Below are 13,556 nucleotides of genomic sequence, written 5' to 3' on the forward strand. Positions count from 1 at the left end.
GGTCGCGCGGTCAAGCGAAGCTGCGACCGATCCCGCCCGGTCCCGCAACAGGCAGGAGCGGGACCGGTGGGGCAGGGGCGGCGGTTCGGCTCAGCCGCCGGCTTGCAGATAGGCGATCACGTCGGCGCGCTTCTGCGGATCGGGGATACCCGGGAACGCCATCTTGGTACCCGGAACGACACGTTGCGGCTTTTCCAGATATTGGAACAGCTTTTCGGGGGTCCAGGTGATTCCGCTATTCTTGTTGGCGGCGGAATAGGTGTAGCCGGCGACCGTTCCCGCGGCGCGGCCGACCACTTCGTACAACGAGGGGCCGATCTTGTTCACGCCGGCCTCGACCGCGTGACAGGTCTGGCAGGTGATGAACGCGGTCTTCCCCTTGGCGGCATCGCCCGTATAGCCGGCGAATTTGACGCCGCTGAGCGTATCGACATTGTCCGGAGCCGGAGCTGCGGCGGATGCGGTCGCCGCCGGCGCGGCAGCCGCAGCCGGAGCCGCGGCGTTTGCGGTAGCGGCTTCCGGCGCGGCGGCAGCGGTTTCGCCCGCGGCGGGCTCCTCGGCCGCCTTTTTCGAGCAGGCGGAGAGCGCCGTCGCCGAGAGCGCGACGCAAAGTGCCAGATGTCCAAACCGAATCGTGGATGCTGATTTCATAATCTTGCTCCTCTCGACCAAGCGCCGGGTCCGCATGCCAGGCTGTACACTGTCTATTATTCTTCACAGTATCTGCCGTCCAACACTTTGTTTCAGCAACTGTAAGGAGCGGCCCCCGGAAAGGCGTCGGAGGGCGCGGGGATGCGCCGGAGATAGCGACCGCGAAATGCGCGGCATGGTTCGATATACCGACGTGCGGGGCGATGTATGACAACGGGGCCGGCCGCTATCCGGCGCGGGATCTGCTCACGCTCTTGGGCAGGCTGCGCGCTGCAAGGATGAAGGAACGTTCCGCACCGGTACGGATCTGCAACACAAGATCGCGATTCCGATGACCGCGCCCGCCACCGGCATCGCCCACGCCATGGCCAGCAGTTGTCCGCCGCCGGTCTCGCCGAGCGGGGCGGTGCCGGTCCAGCCGGCCAGCGCCAGGCCCTGACCGAACAGCGCACCGCCGATCCCGCCACCCAGCTTCAGCGTCAGGAGCAGCAACGCGACCGGCACCGCCTCGAGCCGGACGCCGGTCTGGCGCTCGCCGTGATCGATCGCGTCGGCGAGCAGCGCCCAGATCATCATCTGCACGCCGGCATTGCCCGCACCGAACAGCGCGATCCCCGCCATCATGCCGCGCGGTCCCGTCGCGAACACCGCCGATCCGACCGCGACGAGGATCAGCGCGACCGCCAGCATGCCGCGCTGGCTGGCACGCCGGCTCGCGGCGACCCACACCGGCAGCATGACGAGTTGCGACAACGCGAGCGTCGTGAGCGCGCGTGCGGTCCAGTCGGGGTCGTGGATCACCCCCTTGCCGATATAGGCGAAGGATCGCGCAAAGACCGGCAGCGTCAGCGCCTGCGCGAAACCGAACACCAGCAGCGCACAGAACGGACGATTGCCGAGGATCCAGACCCGGAGCGGCGTTTGCGGGATGGATGGGGTTCGCGGGAGGCGCGGGGTGGCGGCCGGCCCCGATGCGGCGGCCAGCCACAGCGTCGCGACATAGGCGAGGGCGGCACAGGCCGTGGTGACGATGAGGCGATGACCGCCCGCGAGCGCGGGGTCGACAAAGGCGGGGGCGGACCCGGCGACCGCCAGCGCGCCGAGGCAGCTGAACATGTACCGCAAGGCCGACAGCGTCGTCGCGGCACCGCGCGGTCCGGTCATCCGCATCATCAGCGCATTATGCGCGACATCGCAGGTCGCATAGGCGGTGCGGAAAACCAGTACGAGACTGATCGCCCAGGGAATTATGAAGGATGGCTGGGGGGTGGGGAGGAGGAAGAGGATGGTGAAGGGGATGGTGACGACAGGGGCGGCGAGGACGAGGAGGCGGCGGTAGAGCCCCGCGCGGTCGGTGGCGCGGTCGAGCAGGCGGCCGAGCAGCGGGTTGCACAGCCCGTCCCAGACCAGCCCGAGCATCACGATCAGCCCGGCGGCGAGCGGCGATATCCCCCAATATTCGGTCAGCGTGAACATCAGGAAGACGTCCATCGTCGAGGCGAGCAGATTCTTGCCGAAATTGCCGCTCGCATAGCCGAGCATCCGCGCCGTGGCAGGCGGCGCGGCGGCGGCGGCGTTATCGGGGGGGGAACATGCCATCGACCGCGACCCTAGCGCGGCTGTCTTGCAGTTGCGGGACATTTTGCGTGGGCGGCGCCTGCGTGGTGACGACCAGCGTACCGCCGCGCATCAGATCGGCATGATCGATCCGCGTTTGCGACAGCGCGCGTCCGTCCAGGGTCACCCGTTGGACGACGCCGTCCGCTGGGCCGTCGCGGCGGATCAGGAGCACGTGCCCCTTGCCGAGATCGAGACGGACCCGTTCGAACGCGGGCGTCGTCGGGACGTACCAAGGCTCTCCCGGTACCAGCGGATAGAGCCCGAGCGATGCGAAGACGTACCAGGCGGTCATGCCGCCCGCGTCATCGTCCATCCCGTCGGCAAATCCCTGCGGCGCCAGCGCGAAGCTGGGCCCGACGAACGGCACCGCGAGCTTGCCGCTGTTGGTATAGGGATGCGCGATCGGCCGGGTCAGGATCGTCCGGACGAGATCCGCGGTCGGCCGGGGCTCGCCCAGCGCGGCGAACATCCAGGGGACGTGGATGTCGGGCTCGTTCGTCATGTTGAACAGGCCCTGCCCGAAGAAGGTCTGGAGTTCGCCCAGCAGCCGCGCGCGCCCGACGGTCCGGGTGATCCAGCCGAGATCGAAGACCGGTGCCCAGCGATATTGCCACAATGTGCCCTGGTAGAGACCGCGCGCCTTGACGACGTCGCTGTCCGCGCCGGGCGACTGGAACACCGAGCGCCACATTGGGCGGTAGGACAGCGCCTTTGCGGTGAAGCGCGCGGCGAGATCGGTGCGGCCGAGATCGCGTGCGAGTTCGGCGGTCGCCCAGTCGTCATAGGCGGCCTCGATCTGTTCGTCTGGGGTGCCGCGCTTGAGCGTGGCGCTGTCCGCGACCATGCCGGCGAGCGCCGCGTCCGTGTCGAACGCGATCCCCTTGCGGTGCAGGTCGAGCAGCGCGATCCCAGCATGTTCGGTGCGCACCGTCAGAAACGGTTCGTCGCGGGTCGACCATTGCGGCTTGCCGCCGGCATAGAGCGCGACCAGCGAGGCGGCGATGTCGGGGCTGCGGTCGGGCTGGAGCAGCGCCAGCAGCGGCATCTGCGTGCGGTAATTGTCCCAGAGCGACCAGCTGGCATAGCGCGTCGTGCCCTTGGGCGAGACGGCGATGCGGCCGGTCTTGTCGCGGTGACGGCCGTCCGGATCGTCGATTGCGACCGGGGTCTGCATGACACGGTAGAGCGAAGTGTAGAACAGCGCGCGGCGGTCGCGCGGACCGGTCGGCACCACCCGCCCGAGCACGCGGTTCCAGTCGGACCGGGTCGCCGCGGCGATGGTCGCGAACGGCCGGTCGCCGAGTTCGGTGTCGCGGGTCAGCGCCGCGCCGCCGCCGTCGACGCTCGACAGGCCGGTGCGGATCTCGATCCGGTCCCCCGCGCGGGCGACGAGGCGGAGCGTCGCCAGATCACCGGTGCCGACACTCAGCCGGCGATGCACGAGGCGACCGTTGACCCGGATCCGGCTGGCGGTGTGGAGGCGATAGGCGCCCTGGTCGCAGACGGTGCCCGCAACGAGATCGGCACGCAGGTCGTCGCTGTCGAGGCGTGCCCAGTTGGCCGAGAGCCGTTTGGCATAGCTGCGTCGCGGGTCGATCCGCAGGTCGAGCGTGCCTGCGCGCGGTACGGTGAAGCGCAGCACGCCGCCGCCGCGCGTCGCGGTCGTCTCGGCAAGGATGCCGCCGTCGTAGCGGACGCTGTAGGTGCCGGCGCGCGCGCGTTCGCGGGTCTTGTCGATCTGTGCGGGAGCCGCATCGCTACCGGCATAGCGTAGCGCGATCATCAGGTCGCCGCCCGCACCGCCGCAGCCGACGCCGACGCCGCGCGTGTGCGAGAAGCCGAGCAACGTGGTGGCCGCGTGATCATAGCCGGCGTGGTTGGCGGGGCTGGTGTCGGGGCCGAGCTGGACCATGCCGAACGGCGCGACCGCGGCGGGGGTGAGCTGGCCGAAATCGGCGAGTGTCCCGACGAAGGGGTCGACGAGATCGGCGGGGGTGTCCTGGGCGGATGCGGCGGCCGGAACTAGCAGCATGGTCAGGACGAGCGGATGGGTGAGGATGCGGCGTGACCGTCGCGGTTGGAGTGGGGTCGGGATGGCGGGGAGGAACGCGCGTTGTTCCCGATCAGTGTCGTTTCCCAACTGGGCCCCGGCCTTCGCCGGGGTGGGGGTTGGGGTTGGGGTTGGGGAGTTTGTGTTTGCGGGGTCTGACCGCTGAAGGACATTGGTCATGGGTCGAGCGGATCGCGGGGATCCTGGCGGAGCGACTGGCGCGACGGGCGGAATTCGAGGTCGTAGACGGATAGCCGCCGGCCGATCGTGCCGGGCATGTAGCCGAGCTCGGCGGTGTTGCGCGTGGTGAAGGTCGGGCTTTCGATATAGGCGCTCTGCTGCGCGTCGGTGACGATCAGCGTCGGCCGGTCGAGCGGGATGCCGAGCGCGACCATCCGCCGCGTGGCGTTGCGCAGATTGGTCGTCGTGTGCCGCGCATAGGGTTCGAGGATGATGCGATCGGCGGGGATTGCGTAGCGCTCGATCAGTGCGCGGCGGATCTCGACGGCTTCGACGAAGCGCGTGCCGCGCGGGTGGACCGCGCTGCCCGAGACGAGGATGAACGGGGCGAGCCCCTGGCGAAAGCGTTGCGCGGCGAGCAGCGCGTGGAGCTTGCTGCGCGGGCTGAGCCGTGTGGCGCTGTCCTCCGGCCCGACGCCGGGCACGATCAGCGCGGTATAGCGGAAGGCGGCCCAGTCGGTGCGTGCGGCCGCGGCACGGGCGCCGGCATTTTCGCGGTCGTCGAGCGGTTCGAACAGCGTCGCCGCGGTCGCGTCGTTGCCATCGAGCAGCGCGAGCGCGAGCGCGACGCTGCCGTCGAGCGTGTCGGGTGCGGCGCCCGAGGCGGCGCGGGCGAACTCGATGCCGACTGCGACGCCGTCGGCGAAAAGCGGCACCGCGGGGGTGAAGACGGGGCCGTCGATCGCGGGATAGCGTGACGGATGGCCGAGCCCATAGACGCGCAGCACCGCGTTCAGCCCGTCGAGCTCGGCATCGATCGCCGCGACCGGCGCGAGATCCGCGTTCGGTGCGAGCGGCGGCAGCCCGCGCTTGGCCGCGAGCCGGCCGAGGATCGCGACGAGTGCGGCGCGGTCCTCGGTCGTCCAGATCGCCGCCTCGATCGTGCAGGCGGCTGTGGTGCCGCATGCCGCGCGCCGTGCGGTGCGGGCGGCCTGCAGCGTGCGCATCGCCGGGTCGCGGTCGAGCGCCTGCGCCCAGCCCTGCGTCGTGCGCAACGCGACGAGCCGGGGAAACAGGCGCTGCGAAAGCGCGTCGATCGGGGCGTCGGGGGATTGCCCGACTGCCCCGATCTGCCCGGTCGTTGCCTGTGCCGGTCCCTGCGCGCCGAGCGGCACCGATGCGCTGCCTGCCAGCGCCGCCGCGAGGATCATCCGCAGGCCGGTCACCAGGACTTGCTGACCACGAGGCGGACGTTGCGGCCGAAGATCGGACGGCCGTAGATTGCGTCCGCGGTGCCCTGGCCGCTGAGCTGGTCGGTGCGCGTATTGCCCTCGGTCAGGCCCTTGGCGTTGAAGATGTTGTCGCCGACGACCTGCATCTGCCACGTGTCGCGCGTCAGCGTGATGCCCGCGCCGACCGTCCCATAGGCGGGCAGCGCGGTGTTGTTGAAGAAATCGACATAGCGTTTCCCGACATATTCGTAGCGACCATAGAGCTGGACCGCATTGCCCGCGATGTCGAAATCGACCGAGGGGCGGATATTGCCATAGACCTTGGGCTCGCGGACGAGCTGGTTGCCCTCGACATCGCCCGCGCTGGCGCCGTTCGCGTTGACGAGGCTCTTGTACTTGGGATCGCTGACCGTGACCGCGCCAGTGATCGCAAAGCCGTAGGGCAGCGCGAGATTGCCGTCGATCTCGATCCCCTTGATGTCCGCCTTGCCGACGAACGGCACCGACTGGTCGTTGCGGCCGGTGACCGGGTCGAGCGCAACGAACGAGGCGTTGAGCGGGTCGTAGCGCGTGTAGAAGCCGATGACATAGAGATAGGACCGTCCGAACGCCGCCTTCAGCCCGACCTCATACTGGTTGGCCTTGGGCGTCAGGATCGTCGGGTTAATCTGATAGGTGACCTGGGTCGAGGGCGGGGTTTCGAGATGCGAGGCGCGCGCATAGGCGCCGAGATGGCGGGTGACGTCGTAGTTGATGCCCGCGGTCCAGTTGGTGATGTCGGGCGCGAGCGAGGAGCGGATGATCTGGCCGGTAAAGGCGCGCACGGCATTGTCGGCGAGCGTCGTCGGGTCGCCGAGATTGGCCGAGGTCGTCGCAAAGGCATAGCCGTCGAAGCTGTAGCGTTCGTGACGGATGCCGCCGTCGATCTTCAGCCCCGGGGTCAGTTCCCAGGTGTCGTTGGCGTAGAAGGCGTACATCGACGCGTCGGTGTTGCCGCGGTTGAGCGTGGTCGTATAGCGCAGCACGCCATTGTCGGTCACCGAGCCGAGCGCCTGGCCGGCGGCGTTATAGGCGATCAGGTCGAGCGTGCGCGGCTTGCCCCGGACCTCGAGCAGATAGTCCTGATAGGCAACCTCGTTGGTTTCGCCGTACAGGCTGCCATAGACGCCGACGCGCAGGTCGTGCGTGCCGAAGCCGGTCGCGATCGAGCGGGTGACGCTGAGATCGCCCTGGGTCGAGTAGAATTTCGACGTGACGTCGCGGAACTGCGCGGGGACGACCAGGCCGGAAGCCGCATTGGGGTCATAGACCTCGGCGCCGTCGGTGCCGGCGATCGCATAGCCGAGGCGGGTGACGCCCGCGCCGAAGGCGGTGCGCGCGGCGGTCAGATAGCTGCCCGCAAAGGCGGTCGCGTCGGACGGATTGCTGGTCGAATAGAGCGCGTTGAAGTGGAGCTTGCCGATGCTGATCCCACCCTTGGCGGCGACCTTCCAGCCGTCGTAATCGGCGTCGTACTGAACGCCGATATTGCCGAACTGCGTGTGGCGGCCATTGCCGAGATCGGCGCCGACGTTGCGCGTCGTGCCGTCGGCCTCGCGGTAGCGGATCGTCGCGTTGCGCAATGCGGGCGAGTTCATCGTGCCGCTGAAGAAGTCGATATACTGGTTGAGCGACTTGGACGGATCGCGCGGGTCGGCGGTCGGGATCGGCAGGTAGAAGACGTTGTGGTCGTTCAGGTAATTGCCCGACACGCGCAGCGACCCGTTCGAAAAGTCATGTTTGATGTTGGCGCGGACCTGGCCGCCGCGGTCGTTGGGGAAGCCGTTGTCGCGATAGCCGTCGTGGCGGCGGAGGAAACCGCCGATCGCGTAATAGGTCGAGTCGTCGATCGGCCCGGCCTGATAGCCGTCGATCCGGTAGAGGCCGGTGTCGCCGAGCGTGAGCTGTGCCTTGCCGCGCACCGTGTCGGTGCCCGAGACGGTGATGTTGTTGACGATCGCGGCGGCATAGCTCGCATAGACGGGGGCGGGGCCGCCGCGCACGACTTCGACGCGCTGCGTCATCAGGTCGAAGCGGTTGAGGCTGTCGCCGCGGAAGAAGTTGCCGTCATTCTCATGGAACAGCGGCAGCCCGTCCTGCTGGAAGGTGACGAGGCCGCCGTCGCTGGGCAGACCGCGCAGCCGGATGATGTTCTGGACCTCGCCGCCGGTATTCTCGACCGCGAAGCCGGGCAGCTTGCCGAGCAGATCGGCGAAGTTGAGCGGCGCGAGCTTCTGGATGTCGGCATTGCTGAGCGAATTGACCGCATAGGAGACGTCGAAGCGACGCTGCTCGCGTGCCGAGCCGGTAACGATGATGTCGGTGCCGGCTACGGGGTCGGCCTGGGCGGGATCGGACTGAGCGGGATCACCCTGGGCGGGGTCGCTGGCCGGGTCGGCAGCGGTCGCGGTGGTGGCGGCGGGGGCCGACGGCGCCGTCTGTGCCCAGGCCGGCGTCTGTGCCGCAATCCCCAGCGCGATCAGCGCACATCCCGAACGCAAGCCGTGTTTTGTCATGATTGTTTCTCCCACCCGATTGATATGTCAGCCGTTGGTCGGGGAATATGACAAAATTAATTAATTTCACGAAATAAACTAATCGGCTATCTGGTGCGGCGAAGGGGCGTGTGCGGATGGCGATGTCGCGGTTGAGACTGGATGACGACGAGCGGCGCGTGATGCAGATCCTGCGGTCCTGGGGGGCACGGTCGCGCAAGGATCTCGCCGCCGACCTGGGAATGAGCGCGACCAAGATCACGCGGCTGTCGGCGACGCTGCTCGCGCACGGGCTGATCGAGGAATGCCCGGGGGCGGCCCCGGTCGCGCCCGGCCGCCCCGCGGTCCCGCTGCAGATCTCGCCCGAGGCGGGATACGGGGTCGGGGCGATGCTCCACCGCGGGCTGCTCGAGGTGGCGCTGGTCGACTATGCGGGCGGTGTGATCGCGCATCGGTCCGCGCCGTTCGACGATCCCGACCCGCGCGTGTTCGCGCAGCGGGTGACCACCGCGATGCACGAGATGGCGACCGCGAACCGGCTGCTCGGTCGGCGGCTGCTGGGCGTCGGGATCGGCGTGCCGGGGGCCGCGCTGTCGATCGAGGGGACGCGGCGCTGGACGGTCGACAGCCTGGCAGCGTGGCGCGGGATTGACCTGAAGGCGCTGTTCGAGGAGCATATCGGCCACCCGGTGTGGATCGAGAACGACGCGAACGCGGCGGCGCTCGCGGAATATTATGTCGGCGGACTGATGCGGCGCTGTTCGACCGCGGTCGTCATCCTGCTCGGGCACGGGATCGGCGCAGGGATCATCGTCGAGGGGCGCATCCTGCGCGGGGCGATGGCGAGCGCGGGGGAGATCGGCTGCCTCTACCCGACCAGCGCGCCGCGCCCCTCGACGCTCGACCTGTTGTCGACATTGCGCGAGGCGGGCTGCGCGATCGACTCGCTGGTGGACTTCGACCGGGTGATCAAGGGCTATGAGCCGGTCGTCGATGCGTGGGTGCGCCGGGCCGCGGGGCAGATCGGGCCGATCATCAACTGGGGGATCGCCTGGATCGATCCGGGCGAGTTCGTGATCTCGAGCCCGTTGCCGACGCCGATCCTCGACGCGCTGGTCCGCCACATCGACTTCGGCGCGATGCATATCGGCGACCATTGCAGCGTCCCGCCGCGCATCTCGGTATCGACGCTGCAGGGTGCGGCCGCGACGATCGGCGCGGCGCTGATGCCGATCCACGCGACCGCGGTCGGCTGACGCCCGGTCCCGCCGTTACGATGCCGATCGCGTCGCCGTCGCGGGCATCCGGACCCGCATCGTCGCGGCCGCGCCGAGCACCATCAGCGCGCCCGACACATACAGGATGTTGCGCGGGTCGCCGCCGAGCAGCGACTGGTAGAAGAGCGGGACGGTCAGGCTCTCGATGATCATCGGGATGACGATGAACATGTTGAAGATGCCCATATAGACGCCGTTGCGTTCGGGCGGGATCATGTCGATCAGCATGACGTACGGATTGCCCATCATGCTCGCCCAGCCGATGCCGATGCCGAGCATCGCAACGAACAGCCCCGCCTCGTCGCGGATGCCGGGGATCGCCAGCATCGCGACGCCCGATGCGAGGAGGCAGGCGGCGTGCGCCGTCTTCGCGCCGAAGCGGCGGGCGACCGGCACCAGCGCGATCGCCGCGACGAACGCGACCGCATTGTAGAAGGCGCCGAGCTGGCCGACCGTCAGCACGGTGTCGCGGAACGCGACGCTCTTCGCATCGGCCGTGCCGTGCAGCGAGCGTGCGACCGCGAAGGTGATGAACTGCCAATAGGCGAACATCGCATACCATTGGCACAGCATGGCGAGCGCGAGCTGGCGCATCGGCCGGGGCATCTCGACCAGCGCGGTCTTGAGGTCGCGCAGCGTGCCGCCGAGCGTCAGCGGTTCCTTCGCCAGCCGCGCCTTTTCCTCCTCGGGAAGGGGCAGTTCGGGTACGCGCAGGACCGACCAGAGGATCGTCGCGAGCGACAGCACCGCGCCAATCAGGAAGGCGATCCGCGTGATGTCGGGGATGCCGTTGCCGTCGACCGCATCCTTGTTGAAGCCGATCCAGACGAGCAGCGACGGCGCGAGATATGACAAGGTCTGCGCGAGGCCGGTGAACGCCGACTGGGTCAGGAACCCCGCGGCGCGCTGATCATCGGGCAGCCGATCGCCGACATAGGCGCGGTAGGGCTCCATCGTCACGTTGTTGGCAGCGTCGAGCACCCACAACAGGCTGGCCGCGACCCACAAGGTCGGGCTGTACGGCATGGCGAGCAGGCACAGGCTGCACAGCACCGCGCCGACGAGAAAATAGGGCGTCCGCCGCCCGATCCGGGTCGAGGTCCGGTCGCTCATCGCGCCGATCAGCGGTTGGATCAGCAGCCCGGTCACCGGCCCTGCGAGCCAGAGCAGCGGCAGGCTCGCCTCGTCCGCGCCGAGATAGCCGTAGATCGGCGCCATATTGGCCTGTTGCAGGCCGAACGAGAATTGCAGCCCGAGAAAGCCGAGATTCATCTCGATGAGGCGGATCAACGACAGACGGGGTTTGGTCATCGACGCGCCCTTTGTGCGAGTGCCAGCGCGCCGAGCAGCCCGGCGCGGTCGCCCAGTCCCGGCGCGACGATGAGGGTGGCATAATCGTGGGTGCCGAAATAGCCGTTCGCCATCCGCGCGGCATGGTCGCGAACCCGGTCGAGCAGTCCGGGCGTTCCGAGCACGCCGCCGCCAAGGACGATCCGCCGCGGCGACAGCAGTGCCTGCTGCGCGACGACCAGCTGGGCAAGATAATAGGCGACGATGTCATGCGCGGGATGATCGGGGCCAAGCTCCGACAGCGACGCGCCCCAGCGCGCGGCGATCGCGGGTCCGCTCGCCAGTCCTTCGAGGCAATCGCCGTGGAACGGGCAGGTGCCGGCGAAGTCGCGGTCGTCGGGATGCCGGCGGGGGAGGATATGGCCCATTTCAGGATGGCGGCTGCCGTGCACGGGGCGTTCCTCGACGAGCGCACCGCCGCCGATGCCGGTGCCGACGGTAACGTACACCGCGATGTCCGCGCCGGTGGCGGCGCCCCACAGGCTCTCGGCGAGGATCGCGCCGTTGACGTCGGTGTCGAACCCGACCGGGCAGTCGAGCGCGCGGGCGAACGGGCCGACCAGGTCGGTGCCACTCCAGCCGGGCTTGGGTGTGTCGACGATCCGGCCCCAGCCCGGTGACGAGCGATCGAGATCGACGGGGCCGAACGAGGCGATGCCGAGCGCGTCGAATGCACCCCATTCGGCTTGCGCCGCGGTGAAGAATTCGAGCGCGGCGGCGAGCGTCTCGTCGGGCGTCGTGGTGGGGATGCGTGCGGTCCGGAGGACGGTGTCGGGATCACGCGCGACGCCGAGCACGAACTTGGTGCCCCCCGCCTCGATGCAGCCGAACAGCGGCGGGGCGGCGGTCATGCCGAGGGTCCTGCCCAAAGCACGCTCCAGGGACCGATCATGGCGTCGTCTCCGATGGGGGTATCCGCCACCCGGTCGTGCCGGCCGGCGAGATCGCCGACCCGGACCGCATGGGGCGAGAAATTGAGGAAGACGCGGTCGCTGCCACAGGCGATACCGAGCAGCGCGGACGTCGACGTGGCGATCGTCGCGGGCGCGCCGGCCCCGCCGCTGGCGATGCGCGCGGTGCGGAGCGCCCTGATGTCGCCGGAAATGCGAAGGGCGGCAACGCGGTCGAGCGCGTCCCAGTCCATCACCGGGCGGTGCAGCCAGCGCCCCTCATGCGCGCGATCGGGATCGTCGCGATAGCTGTGGTCGTTGAGCAGGCCGGCCTCGTCGCCCATATAAAGCGTGGCGAGCCCGCCGCTGGCGATCGACAGCGCGTTGAGCAGCGCGATCCGGCGAAACGCATGCTCGCGCTCCTCATCGGTCCGCGCGGCCTCGAGCCCGGCAAGCGACGCCATCGTCCCGTTCGAGCCATGCAGCACGGAGCCATCGGACTGGAACGGTTCGCCCCGCGCCCAGCTGCCGTCTGCGCCGTCGAGAAACTTCGCCGCGATGGTCAGCCGCGCGACGGGGTCCGGGTCGATCCCGGCAAGGTCGCCGATCACCGCGCCCCAGCCGATATCGTCGTGGCAGCGCGCATAGCTGAGCCAGTTCGCGCCGCGCGGCAGGCCGCCGCTCGCCGCGACGATCGCGTGGGGCAGCGCGGCCGACTGCTCGGCGAGCCCGACCCAGCCGGCGACCATCAGCGAGTTGTTGTAGACGAGATGGCATTCGGGCTCGAACCCGCCATCCCAGTCCGACCCCTCGTCCGCGCCGAAATAGGGCGGGACCAGCGCGGTCGGGACGATCGCCTCGGCCTTGAGCAAGGTCGCGGGGGCGACGATGTCGAGCGCGGCGCGCAGTGCGCGGACGATATAATGCGCCTGCGGCCGGTTGCGGCAGTCGGTACCGAGCTGCTTCCAGAGGAACGCGATCGAATCGAGCCGGAACGCCTCGAACCCGTGATTGGCGAGCCGGAGCATCGTGTCGACGATTGCGAGCATCACCTCCGGGTTCGCCCAGTTCAGGTCCCACTGGAACGGGTAGAAGGTCGTCCAGACCTGTCCGCCCATCGCCGGGACATGCGTGAAATTGCCCGGTGCGGTGGTCGGGAAGACCTGCAGCAGATCGGCCTCATAGGCCTGCGCCTCGTCGTCGCTGAGGACGTGGTAGAAGGCGCGGTAGTGAGGATCGCCGTCGCGTGCTGCCTGCGCCCAGGCATGATCGTCGGCGGTATGGTTGAGCGCGAGATCGACACACAGGCTGATCCGCCCCTCGCGCAGCCGTGCGGCGAGCCGCTCGACATCGGCCATCGTCCCCAGTCGTGGCTCGACCGACAGATAGTCGGCAACCGCGAAGCCGCCATCGCTGTCGCCCTCGCGCGCCTTCAGCAGCGCGAGCAGGTGGAGATAGCGGACACCGAGCGATTCGAGATGGTCGACATGCCCAATCAGACCCTCGACCGTCCCGGCGAACCGGTCGACATAGGTCGAATAGCCGAGCATGTCGTGCGCGACGAACCAGTCGGGGTCGGCGAGCCGCGCCTCGTCGAGCGCGGCCATTGCGGCGGGGCGTTCGGCGGCCCGCTCGCGCAGGATCGCCTCGAGCCGCGGCCAGATCGCCAGCCCGGTACTGCCATAGAGGCGTTCGAGCTGGCGGCGCAGGCGGGGCCCGAGCGCCGCGAGGCGACGCTCGGTGGGGGAGGATACGCGCACCTGGGTCAGCCG

9 protein-coding genes are annotated in these 13,556 nt (G+C 68.9%); 1 reads left to right on the forward strand and 8 read right to left on the reverse strand.

Annotation, left to right across the window (positions count from 1 at the left end):
• Window positions 1–90: 90 nt before the first annotated feature.
• The 5 genes from ASE89_RS13530 to ASE89_RS13550 form a co-directional block, all read right to left on the reverse strand.
• Window positions 91–651, reverse strand: a complete 561-nt coding sequence (locus ASE89_RS13530; RefSeq protein WP_056678716.1) for a c-type cytochrome — start codon at window positions 649–651, stop codon at window positions 91–93.
• 246 nt (window positions 652–897) lie between these two features.
• Window positions 898–2,250 carry an MFS transporter gene (locus ASE89_RS13535; RefSeq protein WP_168427681.1) on the reverse strand — a complete coding sequence of 451 codons (1,353 nt, stop codon included), beginning with the start codon at window positions 2,248–2,250 and terminating at the stop codon, window positions 898–900.
• Window positions 2,228–4,303, reverse strand: coding sequence for a glycoside hydrolase domain-containing protein (locus ASE89_RS13540; RefSeq protein ID WP_082451529.1), 2,076 nt, complete (start codon window positions 4,301–4,303; stop codon window positions 2,228–2,230). The genes ASE89_RS13535 and ASE89_RS13540 overlap by 23 nt, the downstream gene beginning before the upstream one ends.
• 194 nt (window positions 4,304–4,497) lie before the next feature.
• Complete coding sequence (locus ASE89_RS13545) at window positions 4,498–5,727, reverse strand: YdcF family protein (protein ID WP_156363497.1); 1,230 nt, start codon at window positions 5,725–5,727, stop codon at window positions 4,498–4,500.
• Entirely contained in the window at window positions 5,724–8,288 is a 2,565-nt protein-coding gene (locus tag ASE89_RS13550; protein ID WP_056678722.1) for a TonB-dependent receptor, read from the reverse strand. Before ASE89_RS13550 ends, ASE89_RS13545 begins: the two co-directional genes overlap by 4 nt.
• Window positions 8,289–8,410: 122 nt before the next feature.
• On the opposite strand from ASE89_RS13550, the gene ASE89_RS13555 reads away from it, so the two are divergent.
• The gene (locus tag ASE89_RS13555) at window positions 8,411–9,523 is read left to right on the forward strand and encodes an ROK family transcriptional regulator (protein ID WP_236701798.1); all 1,113 of its coding nucleotides are present in this window, start codon (window positions 8,411–8,413) and stop codon (window positions 9,521–9,523) included.
• Window positions 9,524–9,538: 15 nt separating this feature from the next.
• Here the strand turns inward: ASE89_RS13555 and ASE89_RS13560 are convergent, their stop codons facing one another.
• From ASE89_RS13560 to ASE89_RS13570, 3 genes are read right to left on the reverse strand one after another with little or no spacing between them, the layout of a single operon-like run.
• On the reverse strand, window positions 9,539–10,855 hold the full coding sequence (locus tag ASE89_RS13560) for an MFS transporter (RefSeq protein WP_056678729.1): 1,317 nt from the start codon (window positions 10,853–10,855) through the stop codon (window positions 9,539–9,541).
• Window positions 10,852–11,745, reverse strand: a complete 894-nt coding sequence (locus ASE89_RS13565; protein ID WP_056678732.1) for an ROK family protein — start codon at window positions 11,743–11,745, stop codon at window positions 10,852–10,854. The genes ASE89_RS13560 and ASE89_RS13565 overlap by 4 nt, the downstream gene beginning before the upstream one ends.
• The gene (locus ASE89_RS13570) at window positions 11,742–13,544 is read right to left on the reverse strand and encodes an alpha-amylase family glycosyl hydrolase (RefSeq protein WP_056678735.1); all 1,803 of its coding nucleotides are present in this window, start codon (window positions 13,542–13,544) and stop codon (window positions 11,742–11,744) included. Before ASE89_RS13570 ends, ASE89_RS13565 begins: the two co-directional genes overlap by 4 nt.
• Window positions 13,545–13,556: the final 12 nt, after the last annotated feature.

The sequence above is a fragment of the Sphingomonas sp. Leaf30 genome (assembly GCF_001422525.1).
Taxonomy (GTDB): domain Bacteria; phylum Pseudomonadota; class Alphaproteobacteria; order Sphingomonadales; family Sphingomonadaceae; genus Sphingomonas; species Sphingomonas aerolata.